General features: G+C 66.1%; 14 protein-coding genes. 3 read left to right on the top strand and 11 right to left on the bottom strand.

From position 1 onward, the window contains the following. Positions 1-42 precede the first annotated feature (42 nt). The 8 genes from M1D44_RS22765 to M1D44_RS22730 form a co-directional block, all read right to left on the bottom strand. The gene (locus tag M1D44_RS22765) at positions 43-990 is read right to left on the bottom strand and encodes a carbohydrate kinase family protein (protein WP_112188318.1); all 948 of its coding nucleotides are present in this window, start codon (positions 988-990) and stop codon (positions 43-45) included. Next, positions 987-2486: a xylulokinase gene (xylB, locus tag M1D44_RS22760; RefSeq protein ID WP_316852499.1), complete on the bottom strand. Its 1500-nt coding sequence runs from the start codon at positions 2484-2486 to the stop codon at positions 987-989. Before xylB ends, M1D44_RS22765 begins: the two co-directional genes overlap by 4 nt. A 68-nt stretch (positions 2487-2554) precedes the next feature. Further along, positions 2555-3970: a D-arabinitol 4-dehydrogenase gene (dalD, locus tag M1D44_RS22755; RefSeq protein ID WP_316852498.1), complete on the bottom strand. Its 1416-nt coding sequence runs from the start codon at positions 3968-3970 to the stop codon at positions 2555-2557. Between the two features lie 35 nt (positions 3971-4005). Beyond that, a complete protein-coding gene (locus tag M1D44_RS22750; RefSeq protein ID WP_316852497.1) occupies positions 4006-5106 on the bottom strand; it encodes an ABC transporter ATP-binding protein in 1101 nt (366 codons plus the stop codon). Between the two features lie 34 nt (positions 5107-5140). After that, positions 5141-5857 (bottom strand): HAD family hydrolase, encoded by a 717-nt coding sequence (locus tag M1D44_RS22745; protein ID WP_024978519.1) that lies wholly within the window; start codon positions 5855-5857, stop codon positions 5141-5143. Next, positions 5854-6675, bottom strand: coding sequence for a carbohydrate ABC transporter permease (locus M1D44_RS22740; protein ID WP_024978520.1), 822 nt, complete (start codon positions 6673-6675; stop codon positions 5854-5856). Before M1D44_RS22740 ends, M1D44_RS22745 begins: the two co-directional genes overlap by 4 nt. Continuing rightward, positions 6672-7661, bottom strand: a complete 990-nt coding sequence (locus M1D44_RS22735) for a carbohydrate ABC transporter permease (RefSeq protein ID WP_419177613.1) — start codon at positions 7659-7661, stop codon at positions 6672-6674. Before M1D44_RS22735 ends, M1D44_RS22740 begins: the two co-directional genes overlap by 4 nt. Next, positions 7661-8866 (bottom strand): ABC transporter substrate-binding protein, encoded by a 1206-nt coding sequence (locus M1D44_RS22730; RefSeq protein ID WP_414708589.1) that lies wholly within the window; start codon positions 8864-8866, stop codon positions 7661-7663. Before M1D44_RS22730 ends, M1D44_RS22735 begins: the two co-directional genes overlap by 1 nt. A 336-nt stretch (positions 8867-9202) precedes the next feature. Between M1D44_RS22730 and M1D44_RS22725 the strand changes: the two genes are divergently transcribed. Together M1D44_RS22725 and M1D44_RS22720 are read left to right on the top strand one after the other, a co-directional pair. After that, positions 9203-10156 carry a sugar-binding transcriptional regulator gene (locus M1D44_RS22725; protein WP_316852496.1) on the top strand — a complete coding sequence of 318 codons (954 nt, stop codon included), beginning with the start codon at positions 9203-9205 and terminating at the stop codon, positions 10154-10156. Positions 10157-10177: 21 nt separating this feature from the next. Further along, positions 10178-10486, top strand: a complete 309-nt coding sequence (locus tag M1D44_RS22720; RefSeq protein ID WP_112188306.1) for a DUF1272 domain-containing protein — start codon at positions 10178-10180, stop codon at positions 10484-10486. An 18-nt stretch (positions 10487-10504) separates the two neighbouring features. Here the strand turns inward: M1D44_RS22720 and M1D44_RS22715 are convergent, their stop codons facing one another. Both M1D44_RS22715 and M1D44_RS22710 read right to left on the bottom strand, forming a co-directional pair. Then, the gene (locus tag M1D44_RS22715) at positions 10505-11533 is read right to left on the bottom strand and encodes a TraB/GumN family protein (RefSeq protein ID WP_316852495.1); all 1029 of its coding nucleotides are present in this window, start codon (positions 11531-11533) and stop codon (positions 10505-10507) included. 41 nt (positions 11534-11574) lie between these two features. Then, positions 11575-12186, bottom strand: a complete 612-nt coding sequence (locus tag M1D44_RS22710) for a TetR/AcrR family transcriptional regulator (RefSeq protein ID WP_316683194.1) — start codon at positions 12184-12186, stop codon at positions 11575-11577. Positions 12187-12306: 120 nt separating this feature from the next. Here M1D44_RS22710 and M1D44_RS22705 point away from each other — a divergent pair, with 120 nt between their 5' ends. After that, a complete protein-coding gene (locus tag M1D44_RS22705; RefSeq protein WP_316852700.1) occupies positions 12307-13818 on the top strand; it encodes an MFS transporter in 1512 nt (503 codons plus the stop codon). 12 nt (positions 13819-13830) lie between these two features. Here the strand turns inward: M1D44_RS22705 and M1D44_RS22700 are convergent, their stop codons facing one another. Then, positions 13831-15009: an ATP-binding protein gene (locus M1D44_RS22700; protein ID WP_428984226.1), complete on the bottom strand. Its 1179-nt coding sequence runs from the start codon at positions 15007-15009 to the stop codon at positions 13831-13833. Between the last annotated feature and the right edge of the window lie 159 nt (positions 15010-15168).

Here is a 15168-nt window from a genome sequence, read left to right as displayed (position 1 = left end):
CGGCGCAGATTGTGGCATGCGCCGCCACGATGCCACGTGGTCTTAGGCGTGCGAGGCGGCGTGCGCCTGCAGCAGTGCATCGACTTCCTCTTGCGTGCCCGCATACGCGCCGGCGCGCGTGGCGGTGAGGGCGGCCGCTGCAGCGGCTTGGCGCAAGTGCGCTTGCACGGGCGCGTCGGGCGATTGCAGCAGGCTCGCCAGCCAGCTCCCCATGGCGGCATCGCCGCAGCCGACGGTGTCCGCCACCGGCACGGCAATGGCCGGTTGCGGGATGCGGGCATCGTCTTCCCCTCGGTGCGCCGCTGCCAGCCATTCCATGCCATCGGCCCCGAGCGTGAGCAGGATGTCGGCTTGCGGCGCGAGGGTGCGCAGCGTACTCAGCGGATCGGCATCCCTGGGAAAAAGCTGGCGCAGATCTTCATCGGACACCTTGATGACAGACGCGATGGCGGCCATGCGCAGCAGCAGCGGCGCGTAGTGCGGTGCGTCCATCGCCGTGCGCCAGTTCGGGTCGAAGGTGATGCGCGTGCCTTGCGCGGCCAGCGTCTCGGCCAGCGCCACCAGGCGGCTGCCCAGCGGCTCGCGCGCGAGGCTGATGCAGCCGAAGTGGGCGATCTCCACGGCGGTTTGCCAGCCGGCGGGCAGGGCTTGCGCATCGAAATGCAGATCGGCGCTGTCATCGCCCACGAAGAAATAGTGCGGCGGCTGGGTGGACGTGACCATTGCCAGCAGCGGCGAGCGGTCGACGCGCTGCAGAAAGCGCAGGTCGAGGCCAGCCGCCTGGGAATCTGCGAAGAGCGCATCGCCGAACACGTCGTTGCTGATGGCGCCCGCGTAGCCCGTGGGCACACCCAGACGCGCCGCCACGCGCGCCACATTCCAGCACGCGCCGCCCGGCCGGGCGAGCCACTGGCCGTTGCCCTGGTGCAGAAAATCGGTCAGCGCTTCGCCAAAGACGACGAGGCGGGGCAATGGCAGGGCGTCGGTCATGCGGGCAAGGGCAGGTCAGTCGTGTGGGCGGAAGGCGTAACCGGCAGCGGCGAGGCACGCCGATACAGCGCACGGAATGTCGTCAGCCGTTCAGCAAGGCGCGCGTGGCGTGCGGCATCGGGCCGATACGTGGCTTGCACGGGTGGTTTGGCGCAGACGGCTGCTTCGATGCCGCCATCGGCCATCCAGCCCAGGCGCGCGGCACCGAGCGCGCCACCGGCCTCGCTGCCGATATGCGTTGTCAGTTCGGTGTTGAGCGTGTCGGCCAGCAACTGCGCCCAGAATGGACTGCGCGAGCCGCCGCCCACAAACGAGAGCGATGCAACCTGCGTGCCCGCCGCGCGCAATGCGTCCAGGCCATCCGCCATGCCGAAGGCGACGCCCTCGATCACGGCGTAACCGAGTGCGGCACGGTCGCTGGCGTGTGTGAGGTTGTGGAAATGGCCCTGCGCAAACGCATCGTTGTGCGGCGTGCGCTCACCGCAGAGGTAGGGCAGGAAGAACGGCGCTGCCTGGCGTTCGGATTCGGCCAGCGCGGCAATCTCCGGCAGCAGCGTGGCTTCCGGCACGCTCGTCAGCCGGCAGAACCAGCGCAGGCAGCTTGCCGCAGACAGCATTACGCTCATCTGGTGCCAACGCCCCGGCAGTGCATGGCAGAACGCGTGCACGGCTTGGGCAGGGTTCGGGCGGAACCGGTCGTTGACCACAAAGATCACGCCCGACGTGCCCAGCGAGAGGAAGCCATCGCCGGGCTGTGTCGCGCCGATGCCCACAGCGCTGGCCGCGCCGTCGCCACCGCCGCCGGCAACGATGACGCCATGCGCCAGACCCCACGCATCGGCCACCTCGGGCAGCAGTGTGCCGCTGGGCGCGCTGCCTTCCACCAGGCTTGGCATCTGGCGGCGTGACAAGCCCGTCGCGGCGAGCAGTTCGTCGGACCACCCCCGCCGTGCAACGTCCAGCCACAGCGTGCCGCCCGCATCGGATGGGTCGGATGCGCGCTCGCCCGTCAGGCGAAGGCGCAGGTAATCCTTGGGCAGCAGCACGCAATCGATGGCGTTGAACACATCGCGCTCATGGCGTGCGCTCCACAGCAGCTTCGGCGCGGTAAAACCGGGCATCGCCAGGTTGCCGGCGACGGTGTGCAGGTTGGGCACGCGGCGGGTGAGTTCAAGGCATTCGGCGGTGCTGCGCGTGTCGTTCCAGAGCATGGCGGGACGCAGCACGCGGTTGCGTGCGTCGAGCAGCACCGCGCCGTGCATCTGGCCCGACAGGCCGATCGCGCGTGTGGCGGCAAAAGCTTCCGGTGCGGCCTCGCGCAGTTTGCCGATGGCGGCACTAGTGGCCTGCCACCAATCTTCCGGCGTCTGCTCGGCCCAGCCCGGGTGCAGTCGCGATACGGTGAGCGGCTCGCCCGCCGTGCCGAGGATGGCGCCCGCTGCATCAAGCAGCAGCACTTTGACTTCCGAGGTTCCGAGATCGATGCCGAGGTACATGGGGCCGCCGGGTCCGGTTGCTTGAACCGTGGATTGTCGCGCGAATCCGCTGATACGTTTGTTGGCAACTAACCGGCCGTGGCGGCTTGCTCGACTGCCAGCCACGCCCTCACACGCTCGATGGCGTTGCGAACAAGGCCGGTGAGCGCTTCCGTGCCCGCGAGGTTGCCCCACAGTGCGGCGTTCCGGCAGTACACCGCAACCGGGTCATCTGCGGAGAGCATGGCTTGCGCGGCAACCGGATCGAACTGGCCATCCTGGTAGACATACGGCAGGGCGCCCGCATGCCAGCGCTCCAGAAATACGAAGAACAGCGCCGGCAGCATCGCCGTGGCAAGCGGCACATGCCCGCGAGCGAAGGACTCCGCCAGTGTGGGCGTGATGAACCCGGGAATTTTTGAAAAGCCGTCTGCTGCCACGCGCTGGTTGGTGTCGCCGATGTGCGGATTGGCGAAACGGTCGAGCACTGTGTCGCGGTAGGCGGCCAAATCGATGGGGCTGGGCTGATTGGCGGTGAGACACGGGATGACATCGTCGGTCACGTAGTCGCCCGCCATGCGGTGGATGGACGGCACAGCAACGCTCTCATCAATGGTGTGCAGCCCCAGCAGCGTGCCGGCCCAGGCGATGCAGCTATGGCTGGCGTTGAGCACGCGAATCTTCGCTTCCTCGTACGGCAGCACCGAAGGGACGAACTCGACGCCCACGCGTTCGAGCGCAGGCCGCCCGGCACGGAAGTCATCTTCCACCACCCATTGCGCAAAGGTTTCGGCCATCACGGGGCAGCGGTCTTGCCAGCCGGTCTGTGCGGCCACGCGATTGCGCAGGGCGTCGGTTGGGCGTGGTGTGATGCGGTCGACCATCGTGTTGGGCGTGCTTGCATGTGCGTCGAGCCATGCAACGAGGCCGCTGTCGCCAGGCTCGCCGCGTAACGCGAGGAACTGGCGCAGGCCACTGCGGAAGCGCTCGCCGTTGTGGCGCAGGTTGTCGCAGTTGAGTAGCGTGAGGGGCGCGCCGCCACGCTGCAAGCGCAGGTGCAGCAGACGGGCCAGTGCACCGTAGAGCGTGCCGGTACCGCCGCGCAGGTCAGCGGCAATGTCCGGCTGTGTTGCGTCGAGTTGGTGCTGCTGGTCGAGGTAGTAGCCGCCCTCCGTCACGGTGAAGGAGATCACACGCGTGTCGGGCGCCGCCCCGATCTCGCACAGCGCCGCGAGTTCGGCATCCCACGGCACGACGGTATCGATGGACTGGATGCGCGTGTACGCGCGATGCCCGGCGGTATCGACGGTCTCCAGCGTGTAGGCGCCGTGCTGGGCGGCAAGGTCACGCAGCAGCGTGCCGGCATCGTCGCGGATATTGCCAAGCGCCAGGCGCCACGACGTGTCGCCGCTCTCGCGAAGGCGATGCAGATACCACGCCTGGTGCGCGCGATGGAAGGAGCCGGCACCCAGGTGCAGCCAGGTAGAGGAGTTGGGGGAAGACATGATCGTGGCGTGCAGCGTTGGGGGGGGGATGCGCCTCAGGCGGCCAGTTGCGCTTGCAGGCGCGGCAGCGCGCGGCCCTCGGCGTCGAACAGGTGGCAGTGCGTGGCATCCGCAGCCAACGTGATGGCACTGCCGTGCGCGAGCCTGGTGGATTCCGGTACGCGCAGCACAAGGCCGTCGGGTGCTGCCTCACAATCGGCGTGCAGATAAGCCACGTCGCCCAGGGACTCGATATGCGTAACGGTGCCTTGTAGCGCGCCGGCCGCGTCCAGATGCAGATGCTCTGGACGGATGCCGAGCGTGACGGCATCCCCCTCACGCAGCTCACCCGGCGATACGGCCACATGCTGTTGGCCGCCAGCGAGCGCCACGGCCACGCCCGAGGCATCGGCACGCGCGACGATGCCGCGCAGGAAGTTCATCTTCGGCGAGCCGATGAAGCCCGCCACAAACTGGCTGGCCGGGTGGTGATACAGCGTTTGCGGAGAGCCCACCTGTTCGATGCGTCCGTCACGCAGCACGACAATCTTGTCGGCCAGCGTCATGGCTTCTACCTGATCGTGCGTGACGTAGATCATGGTGGTCTTCAGTGCGTTGTGCAGGCGGGCGAACTCCAGGCGCATCTTCACGCGCAATGCGGCATCCAGGTTTGAGAGCGGTTCGTCAAACAGGAAGACCTTCGGTTCGCGGGTGATGGCACGGCCGATGGCCACGCGCTGGCGTTGACCGCCGGAGAGTTGGCGCGGCTTGCGATCGAGCAGCGCATCAATGTGCAGGACTTCGGCAGCGCGGCGCACGGCAGCGTCGATGACCTCGCGCTTCATGCCCGACAGCTTTAGCCCGAAGGCCATGTTGTCGTACACGCTCATGTGCGGATACAGCGCGTACGACTGGAACACCATCGCAATGCCGCGCTTGGCGGGCACCACATCGTTCACACGCGTATCGCCGATCAGCAGGTCGCCGCCGTCGATGCCTTCCAGGCCTGCAATCGTGCGCAGCAATGTCGATTTGCCGCAGCCCGAAGGCCCGACGAAGACGACGAATTCGCCATCGGCAATGTCGAGGTTGATGTCGTGCAGGACGGTGTTCTGTTCGTAGCGCTTTTGCAGGTGACGCAGGGTCAGGCTGGCCATGTCGAGGTCTCCTTGTGCGTGTTCGGTGTGCGGATCAGGCGGGCGTGGCGAGGGTCGACGAAAGCGCGTCGGCGAGTGCCCGCATGTCGGTAAAGACGTGCCGCGCGCCGGCGGCCAGCAGACGCTGCGTGGCGACAGCCGGCACATGCGCGACGCCTGCAAAGCCGAATACGGTCAGGCCGGCGGCTCGCGCGGCACGCACGCCGGTGTCACTGTCTTCAATGACGAGGCATTGCGCGGGGCTGGCACCCAGGCCCGCACACGCGGCGAGATACACGTCGGGTGCCGGTTTGGGCCGCGGTGTTTCGTAGGCGCTATAGATATGGTCGCCAAACAGCTCGCGCAGCCCGGCGCGGCGCAGGCTCGCTTCAATGCGCGGGCGGCTGCTGTTGCTGGCAACGGCCTTCGGCTGCGGCAGGGTGGCGAGCAGGTTCGCAATGCCGGGCACCGGCTGCGATTGCGTGGCGCAGTCGTGTTCGACATCGGCCAGCACGGTGGCCAGTTGCGCGTCGGACAGATGAAAGCCGATGCTGCTCTGCAACTCGCTCAGCAGTGCCATGGTGTTCATGCCCAGGCGCGGTTCAAGCATGTCTTCCAGCGCGGCGGATGAAAGATGCGGTATGTGCGGACCCAGCGTGCGGATCAGCGCGCGCAACGCCACCGACTCGCTGTCGATCAAGACGCCGTCGCAATCGCAGATCAGGTAGGCGGGGGCGCGTTCGTTGGCATATTCGTTGGCGTGTGGCGTCATTTCACGGCCCCAAATGTCAGGCCGCGCACAAGTTGCCGTTGTGCCAGCCAACCCAGCACCAGGATCGGCGCAATGGCCAGTACCGAGGCGGCCGACAGCTTCGCCCAGAACAGCCCCTCGGGGTTGGAGTACGACGCAATGAACACGGTGAGCGGCGCAGCGTCGATGCTGGTCAGGTTCAGGCTCCAGAACGCTTCGTTCCACGACAGGATGAGCAGGAGCAGCGCGGTGGAGGCCAGCCCCGGCAGCATCGTCGGCAGCAACACGTAGACCAGTTCCTGCCAGAGGTTGGCGCCGTCCATGCGCGCGGCCTCCAGAATCTCGCGCGGCACGTCGTTGCAGTAGGTGAAGACCATCCACACGGCAATCGGCAGGTTGGCGAGCGTGTAGACGATCACGAGCGCGGTGATGGAGTCCAGCAGCCCCGCCGTCTTCGCCAGCAGGTACACCGGCAGCAGCACGCCCACGGCCGGCATCATCTTGGTCGACAGCATCCAGAGCAGCACCTGCTGCGTGCGCTTGTTCGGGAAGAACGCCATCGCATATCCCGCCGGAATGGCAATTGCCAGCGCCAGCAGCGTGGAGAGGATCGACACCGCCAGCGAGTTGCCGAGAAAGCTCGGGTAGTGCGCGCGCTCCAGCACTTCGCGGAAGCTGTCGAGCGTGGGCGTAAACCACAGCGTGGGCGTATAGGCGTCCTGCTCGGTCTTGAAGGCAGTGAGAGCTGCCCACGCGATGGGGAAGAACAGCACCAGGGCGATCGCCCAGGCCAGCACGCCGGCAAGCCGCGTGCGCCAGGTTGAGGTGAGGGCGCTCATTGCTCGTGCACTCCCTTCAGGTTGCGGGCCAGCATGCGGACGAGGAAGAACGCCACCACGTTTGCCAGCACGACTGCCACGATGCCGCCCGCCGACGCAATGCCGATGTCGAACTGCTGCAAGCCGAGGCTGTAGACGAAGTAGGCGAGGTTGGTCGTGGCCGTGCCGGGGCCGCCTGCGGTGGTGGTGTGGATTTCGGCAAAGATCGAGAGCAGGAAGATGGTCTCGATCATCACCACCACGGCAATCGCGCGCTTCAGGTGTGGCAGCACGATGTGCCAGAAGATGCGCACGGGGCTCGCGCCGTCAAGCTGCGCCGCCTCCTTCTGCTCGGGGTCGAGCGATTGCAACGCCGTCAACAGGATCAGGAAGGCGAATGGCGTCCACTGCCACGCAACGATGATGATCACGGACAGCATCGGCTGTGTCGCGAGCCAATCCACCGGCTCGACGCCGAACAGGCGCGCCACCCACGCGGCCAGACCGTACACGGGGTGCAGCATCATGTTCTTCCAGATGAGTGCTGCCACCGTCGGCATGACAAAGAACGGGCTGATCACCAGAATGCGCGCCACACCGCGCCCCGCAAACGGCAGGTCGAACAGCACGGCCAGCAACGTGCCCGCCACGACGCTGATCACCAACACCGAGCCGATCAGCACCAGCGTGTTGCCGATGGCCGGCCAGAAGGCGGGGTCTTCGATCAGGAAGCGGTAGTTGTCGAGCCCTGCCAGGCCGGTCTGGTCAGGGTTGAGCAGGTTGTAGCGGCTGACGGAGAAATACAGCGTCATCGCCAGCGGCACCGTCATCCACAACAGCAGGACCAGCACCGACGGCGACACCAGCAGCGTTGGCAGCCAGTGCCGGGCGCGTTGGGCTGGCACCGATGCCGGTGAGGGCGTGCCACCCACGCCGCTCATCTGCGATTTCGGGTGCGACTCCAATACGTGTTCCATGAAACCTCCGGGGCGCAGCAGCGGCTGCATCACTTCAGATAGCCGCCTTGGCGCATCGCCCGCTGTGCCTGCGATTGCGAGACACGGAGCGCGTCGTCCACGGTCGTCTTACCCGTGAGCGCGCCGGCAATCGCCTGGCCAACCACCGTGCCCAGCGACTGGAACTCAGGAATCGTCACGAACTGCACGCCGGTGTACGGCACCTTCTGCGCGGACGGATCGTTCGGGTTGGCGGTCTCGATGGCGTGGCGCACGAAGCTCGAGAACGGCGCGGCCTTCTGGTAGGCCGGGTCGTCATACGTCGATGCGCGCGTGCCCGGCGGCACCTCGCCCCAGCCCTGTGCCTTGGCCACGGCGCGGATGTATTCCTTGGATGTCGCCCACGCCGCAAACGTCTTGGCGGCCTCCGGCGATTTCGACGATTTCGGCACCGCAAGCGCCCAGATCCACAGCCAGTGCGAGCCCTTCGGTGTGCTGGCGATGGGTGCATTCGCAAAGCCCACCTTGTCGGCCACCTTGGAATCCTTCGCGCTGCTGACCATACCCGCGGCGACGGTCGCGTCGATCCACATGCCGCACTTGCCGCCCGAGAACAGCACGAGGTTTTCATTGAAGCCGTTGCTGCTTGCGCCAGGCGGGCCGTACTTCTTCAGCAGGTCGACATACGTGTTGACCGCCTGTTTCCACTGCGGCGTGTCGATGGTCGGTTGCCATTTCTCGTCGAACCAGCGGCCGCCGAACGTGTTGACCATGGTGGACACCAGCGCCATGTTTTCGCCCCAGCCCGCCCGGCCGCGCAGGCAGATGCCGTACACACCCTTGGCGGGGTCGTGCAGCTTGGCGGCGAACTTGGCAATGTCGTCATACGTGGGCTGCTCGGGCATCTTCAGGCCCGCCGCGCTGAACAGATCGCGCCGGTAATACGTCATCGAACTTTCGGCATAGAACGGCACGGCGAAGAGCTTGCCGCCCTGCGAGAGCCCGTCGCGCACGGTCGGCAGCAGGTCGGCAGTGTCGTAGCTGGCGGGCATGTCCAGCGGGGCGAGCCAGCCTTTCTTGGCCCACAGCGGCGCTTCGTAGCCGCCGATCGTCATCAGGTCGAACTGGCCGCTGCCGGTGGCGATGTCGGTGGTCACGCGCTGGCGCAGCACACCTTCTTCCAGCGTGACCCAGCGCAGTTTGATGTCGGGGTGCGCCTGCTCGAACTGGCTCGACAGCTTCTGCAACACGATCATGTCGGGGTTGTTGATCGTGGCGATCGTGAGCGTGGTGGGCGCGGCGTGCGCAGAGACAGCGCAGAGAGCGGGGAGGGCAGCGAGGGCGGTCAGCTTGAGTAGTTGGGATGGGCGGGCCATCCCGCGCAGAAGCGTGCGGAACATGCAGTCGTCTCCTTTCTTGGAATTTGGCAATGCGGGCGCACCGCCTGGACTTGCTTCAGGATTTGAGCAATTGTCCGTGTTGTGAGCAAATAATCGGATGTGAGTTTGCGCTTGTCAAGCAAATGCTCGGTGAAAGGGCAAAAGCACGCTACGATGCATGCGATATCGCCAGGGTTCTAGAGGAGGCGCTGCGTGTCCAAGCAGCAGGAAAAACGAGACCAGGCCGCGCGCGCGGCGTGGCTTTACTACGTGGGCAACCACACGCAACACGACATCGCCGAGCAGTTGGGCGTGTCGCGCCAGATCGCCCAGCGGCTGATTGCCTATGCGGTAGAGCATGGGCTGGTGAAGGTGCGTGTGACGCACCCGGTGTCAGCGTGTCTGGAGTTGGCAGAGAACCTGCGCAGCCGTTTCCGGCTGGAGACCTGCCATGTGGTGCCGGCCAGTGCCGACGATGCGGGCGCCGCACAACGCATGATTGCAGTGTCCGCCGCGGAAATCATGGAGCGCCACCTGTTGGCCGACGCGCCGCGCGTGGTGAATGTCGGCTCGGGCCGCACGCTGCGCGCCGCGATCGACCAATTGCCGGACCTTGACCGGCCGCAGCATCGCATCGTCTCGATGGTCGGGGCGATTGCGGCGGATGGCTCGTCCAACCGCTACGACGTCGCACTTGCCGCGGCGGAGAAAACCCGCAGCCGCTATTACCTGCTCCCTGCGCCGCTCGTTGCCGACAGCGCCGAAGACACACGGCAGTGGTGCCAGCACAGGCTCTACGGCGTGGTGGCCGATTTGGCTGCGCAGGCGGATGTCACCTTCATTGGTGTCGGCACGATCGGCCCCGGTTGCGCATTGCAGGTCGATGGCTTCATCAGCGCGAAGGATGTGGAAGATCTGCTTGCCCATGGCGCGGCAGGCGAGCTGATTGGCCGGCCAATCGACGTCCAAGGGCGCTTGCTGGATGTGCCACTGCAGACCCGCATCACCAGCTTGCCGCTCAAGCCGATGCCATCTCGCCCGGTAATCGCCATTGCAGGCGGCGTGGCCAAGGCGGGCGCGATCGGGGCGGCGTTGCGAGGCGGCTGGCTGACCGGTCTTGTGACCGACGAAGCGTGTGCGCAGCGGATGCTGGCTGCAACGGACTGAACTCACCCCACCGAGGACGTGATGCTGGAACTCCGCCCAACCTGCGAACACTGCAACACGGCGCTGCCGCCCGATGCGACCCACGCGCGCATCTGCTCATTCGAATGCACGTTCTGCACGACGTGCGCGGACGGCGTGTTCGGCAATGTGTGCCCGAACTGCGGGGGCGGCTTTACGGCACGGCCGATCCGCCCGTCGAAAGATTGGAAGAACGGCAATTTCCTCGGCGGGCACCCGGCCAGCACGATGGTCAAGCATCGTCGGGCCGACCTGGCCGCGCATGCCGAACTGGCAGCGGCTGTCGGATCGACGCCGCCGGAAAGGCGCTGACCGGATAACGCGTACGGGCTAACGCGGTACGGCCGGCGGCAACACTGGCGTGACCTTGTATCCGCGCGCGGCCAGCAGCGCCGGAATCCCCTTGGGCCCGATCATGTGCAACGCGCCCACAGCGCCAAACACGCGCTGGCCGCTGTTGTGCACGCGTGCAATGTTTTCAGCCATGGCGCGGTTGCGGTTCGTCACCAGACGTTGGAAGGCGCGTTTATCCGTCGCCGTCTTCAGGCAATCGCACCATTGCGGATAGTGCTCCAGCGTGCTGATGTCGCTGTCGGCCCAGGCATTGGCGAGCGTGAGCGTCTGCGTGCGCGCCTCGCCCGATTCAATTGCGTCGAGCACGGTATCGAATTGCTGCGCAACCTCGTTCTTCGGCACGATTTCGTTGAGGACGCGCACCTGCTGCGCCAGCGTTTCGAGCGGCACGATGGGCAAGTGCACGCTCTTGGCGTAGGTCGTGAGAAACAGGTCGATGCCGAAATCGGGATAGAGCCCGTCCGTGCGCACCCCCAGCACCGCCAGCGAGGCCAACTGCATGGTCGGCTGGAACTTGCGGATCTGTATGAGGGCCGTGTCGGGCAGGCACGCGGCAGAGAGCAGCTTGTTGAAGCGTTCACCGCGCCGGCCCGCCATGAGGCGGCGGTCTTCGGCGGGGTTGCTCGTGGTGAGCGGCTTGCGGTTGGTGTCCTTGTCGAGCAGGTCGAGTTCTAGCGCGATGGTATCCACCTGCTGCAGTGCGCTGCGCACGGTGGGGCCGGGCAGCATCCAGTCGGCCCGCGCGACATGGATCGTCCCGTAGAGCCACGATGTGTGGCCGTTCTTTTCGATACGCCAGAGCAGGCCGTGGTCGGTCGCGCGTTGCGCGGCGGCGGCCCAGCCGTCCTTGGGGATGAAGCTGGAGGCCGGGGGCGGACAGTTCGTGGCCGGGGCCTGTGTTTGTGTTTGTGCGGGCGTTGCGTCTTGCGCGAGAGCGGCGCCCGCGCCCGTCAGCAGAAAAAACGCGGCCACCAGCGCGCGCCACGTGGTGCGATTGCCTGCCATTTGGCTGCTCCCCGAAATATTGTTGTGGTCGTCTGTGCAGTTTAGCGGGCGCAGACCATCGCGTCCCACGCGGCCATCGCGCAATCGACGGTCGCGATCAATGCTTCACGCGGGGCGCCGTCGCGCGCCTGGATCGACAGGCCGTTGAGCACGGTCGCGTAGTAACCGCCAAGTGCATCGGCGTTGGCCGTGGCAGGCACGTCGCCTTCATCCATGCCGCGGCGGATGCGCGTTCGGATGGCCTCGATGGTTTCCAGCCGGATCGCGCGCAAGTCCTCCTGCACCTGCTGATTGGGGGCCGAACACAGCAGCGCGCCGAGCACGACCATGCATCCGCGCGGCGCGTCGGGCTGGCTGAAGGCAACGGCGTTGCTGCGCAAAAGCGCGTCGATGGATTCGCGCGCCGTAGCAGGTTCCGTCAGGGCGATGGCCGTGGTGCTGCCCGCCGTCTGCCGGTACAGCGCAACGGCCTCGCGAAAGAGCGCTTCCTTCGAACCAAATGCCGCGTAGAAGCTCGGCGCGGTGATGCCGCCCATCGCCAGCTTGAGTTCGTCGAGCGTGGTGCCTTCGTAGCCGCGCGCCCAGAACACGGTCATGGCCTGGCGCAAGGCTTCGTCGCGATCAAAGGTGCGGGGGCGTCCTCGTGTCGCCATGATGAAGTCCTGAAATCCCTATTTCTGTACCGGTCAATATATTAATCCTTGACGCCGGCCGTGTCCCCTCGTTAATTTTTATACCGATCGATACAAAAATAAGAGGCTCCCTTGAATACGATGATTTCGCATCGCCCAGAGCACGCCGGGCGCTGGCTGGTGCTCGCGGCGGTTTGCATGGCGGGGCTGGTCCTGCCGCTGTCTTTCACCGGTGCGGCGGTGGCCACGCCGGCCATCGGACGTGCGCTGGGCGGCAGTGCCACGGCGCTCAACTGGGTCGTCAACGGCTTCATGCTGGCCTTCGGCAGTTGCCTGATGGTGGCAGGAGCGATGGCCGATTCGTATGGCCGCAAGCGCGTGTTCGCCAGCGGGATCGCGCTGTTCGTGCTGGCATCGATTGGCGTCGCGCTGGCGCCCAGCGTGGACGCCATCGGGTGGTTGCGCGCACTGCAGGGCGTGGCGGCGGCGATGTCGCTGGCGGGTGGCTCGGCTGCGCTGGCACAGGAGTTTGATGGGCATGCGCGCATTCGCGCCTTCAGCCTGCTGGGGACGACCTTTGGCGTGGGTTTGGCCTTCGGGCCGTTGATTGCGGGCGCGCTGGTGCAGACGCAAGGCTGGCGCGCCATCTTCGTGCTGTGCGCGGCGGTGGGCGCGCTGGCTTTTGTGTTTGGCGTGCCGCGCATGCGGGAAACGCGCGATCCCGATGCGCGTGGCGTGGATTGGGCCGGCGCCGCAAGCTTTACGGCCACGCTTGTCCTGCTCACGTGGGCGCTGATGGAAGTGCCCGAGCGCGGTTGGGGCGATGGCGTGGTGCTGGCGTTGTTCACTGCGTCAGCGCTTGGGCTGGCCGTGTTCGTCGCCATCGAGCAGCGCGTGGTCAGGCCGATGCTCGATCTCTCGCTCTTCCGTTTCCGTCGTTTTGTCGGCGTGCAGTTCTTGCCGCTCGCCACGGCGTGCTATGTGGCGATGCTGGTGCTGCTGCCCGCGCGCCTCATCGGCATCGAGGGGCAGGGCGAAACCGAGGCAGGCATCACGATGATTGCCTTGTCGCTCCCGTTGCTGGTGGTGCCGCTGCTGGCGGTGCAACTCGCGCATCGGTGGTCCGCGGCGGCGCTGACGTGCGGCGGGCTGCTGGTGGCGGCGATGGGCTTCTGGTGGCTGGGCGAGGTCGCACCAGGCCAGCCGGCAGCCGCGTGGATTCTGCCGATGCTGCTAACAGGCTTCGGCACCGGTTTCGCGTGGGGGCTGATGGATGGCCTGTCGGTGAGCGTGGTGCCCAATGAGCGCGCGGGTATGGCCACCGGCATCTTCAGCACCACGCGCGTGGCTGGGGAAGCGGTTACGCTGGCCGTGGTGGGCGCAGTGCTGACGGCGCTCATCGTTTCGCAGGCCGGCGCGTCCGGCAGCGCGAACGTGGCGACCTGGATGGAGGCCGCACACCGCACCGCCATGGGCAACGTGCCCGCAGCGTTGGCGCTGCTGCCGGCCGGATCGGCGCCGACGCTTATCTCGGCCTACGTTGCCGCGTTTGCGCAGATTGCCCATGCGCTGGCCGTCGTATCGGTGGTGTCGGCGGCGGTGGTGTGGGGCCTGCTCGGCCGCACGCAGGCGGTGCCGGTGGCAGCGGTTTGACGATCAGAGGCGCTACTTGCTCAACCGCGGCGGCACGGCATGGGCGCCCCGCGTCTCGCGAAACCACAGCGCCAGGCTTTCGTCCTCCAGCGCGTAGGCGCCGCGTGACTCCTTCCAGATCAGGTTCTTGTCGCGCAGCGCGTCAAGCGCGGCTTGCACCGTGGCGGTGGAAAACTCGCTGTGGCCCAGCTTTGCCGCATACGCCTTCATCGAGTCTTCAGAAAAAGGCGAATAGCCTTGCCCGCGCTCGATCAGCACCGCCAGCACGGCGCGTTGGATTTCCGTCAGCGCGCTGTAATCGCTTTCGATCTCGCCCCAGATGCGATCGCGAAAACCCTGCGCGCCGCGCTTGAGCAACTCGCCCAGGCTGGCGGCTTCGCCCAGCTCCAGGGCGATCTCGCTGACGATGCCCTTGAGCATCTCCGGCCGGTGGCCGACCAACTGGAAGGCGGCAAACATGTCGTCCTCCTTGAACTGGTTATTCGGCGCCAGGTGCTGGTTGACCCAAGCCGTGTACGCCGACACATACGGCCGGCCCAGCAGCGGGAAGTTGGTCACGCGCGAGCCGAAAAACGGCTGCGTGCGATTGAGCAGCAGGTTGGCAAGCTTGTCGCGGTTCGACCCCGTAAAGACGAGAAAGAGGCGGGGCTCGTCCACACCCTGGTTCATCTGGTCCCGCGCGGCCTTGAGCGCGAACATGGCGTTGGTGCCTGCCTCGGTAGACAGCGCGTGCTGCGCCTCGTCGATGATCAGCACGACGGGCCGCTGCACCGCCTTGTAGAGCACGTCCAGCGCGTCGGCCAGCGTGATGCCCGGCGGCAGCCCAATCTTGCCGAGGTTGAAGGTGAAGGTGCGCAGCACGTCGACCTTTTCCATGCCGGCCTGCTTGGCGAGCTTCGCGATCGGCCCGTCGAACTGGGCCAGCTTCGATTTGATGGCATCGGCGATCAGGAGGCCGGGGTCGCGCGCGCGGTCGGCCCATAAATCCACGTAGATGGCGATCCACTTGCGGCGCTCGACCTCGGGCACCAGGTCTTCGCGCAGGAACGTGCTTTTGCCCGTGCGCCGGGGCGCCGCCAGGAAGAGCCCCGAACGCGCGTCGGCCAAGCCCTTGCCTTCCAGGCTGTCGCACAGCGTGTTGGCAAGGTCCTGGCGGTGGAAGTTGAAGCGGCCGGTGTCGCCGGAGTCGATTCGGGAATCCATGGAAAGCCCTGTTTTAGACCTGATTATGGAAATCGGTATAAATTATAGTCGAATCTATAATTAGGCCTAATTCGGCTCGAATTGAACGTTCTTTGATCTGCGTGGCAGTCCGTCGCAGGCAAATTGTGGAATCTTGTGTAGCGCTAT

The sequence above is a fragment of the Ralstonia sp. SA306 genome (assembly GCF_054792405.1).
This window is presented reverse-complemented; position numbering and strand designations above follow the sequence as displayed.

What these genes read in the sequence shown, in the direction of transcription:
- M1D44_RS22765 (WP_112188318.1), bottom strand. Translation starts at nt 990, where the DNA reads ATGACCGACGCCCTGCCATTGCCCCGCCTCGTCGTCTTTGGCGAAGCG.
- xylB (WP_316852499.1), bottom strand. Translation starts at nt 2,486, where the DNA reads ATGTACCTCGGCATCGATCTCGGAACCTCGGAAGTCAAAGTGCTGCTG.
- dalD (WP_316852498.1), bottom strand. Translation starts at nt 3,970, where the DNA reads ATGTCTTCCCCCAACTCCTCTACCTGGCTGCACCTGGGTGCCGGCTCC.
- M1D44_RS22750 (WP_316852497.1), bottom strand. Translation starts at nt 5,106, where the DNA reads ATGGCCAGCCTGACCCTGCGTCACCTGCAAAAGCGCTACGAACAGAAC.
- M1D44_RS22745 (WP_024978519.1), bottom strand. Translation starts at nt 5,857, where the DNA reads ATGACGCCACACGCCAACGAATATGCCAACGAACGCGCCCCCGCCTAC.
- M1D44_RS22740 (WP_024978520.1), bottom strand. Translation starts at nt 6,675, where the DNA reads ATGAGCGCCCTCACCTCAACCTGGCGCACGCGGCTTGCCGGCGTGCTG.
- M1D44_RS22735 (WP_419177613.1), bottom strand. Translation starts at nt 7,661, where the DNA reads ATGCAGCCGCTGCTGCGCCCCGGAGGTTTCATGGAACACGTATTGGAG.
- M1D44_RS22730 (WP_414708589.1), bottom strand. Translation starts at nt 8,866, where the DNA reads ATGATCGTGTTGCAGAAGCTGTCGAGCCAGTTCGAGCAGGCGCACCCC.
- M1D44_RS22720 (WP_112188306.1), top strand. Translation starts at nt 10,178, where the DNA reads ATGCTGGAACTCCGCCCAACCTGCGAACACTGCAACACGGCGCTGCCG.
- M1D44_RS22715 (WP_316852495.1), bottom strand. Translation starts at nt 11,533, where the DNA reads ATGGCAGGCAATCGCACCACGTGGCGCGCGCTGGTGGCCGCGTTTTTT.
- M1D44_RS22710 (WP_316683194.1), bottom strand. Translation starts at nt 12,186, where the DNA reads ATGGCGACACGAGGACGCCCCCGCACCTTTGATCGCGACGAAGCCTTG.
- M1D44_RS22705 (WP_316852700.1), top strand. Translation starts at nt 12,307, where the DNA reads ATGATTTCGCATCGCCCAGAGCACGCCGGGCGCTGGCTGGTGCTCGCG.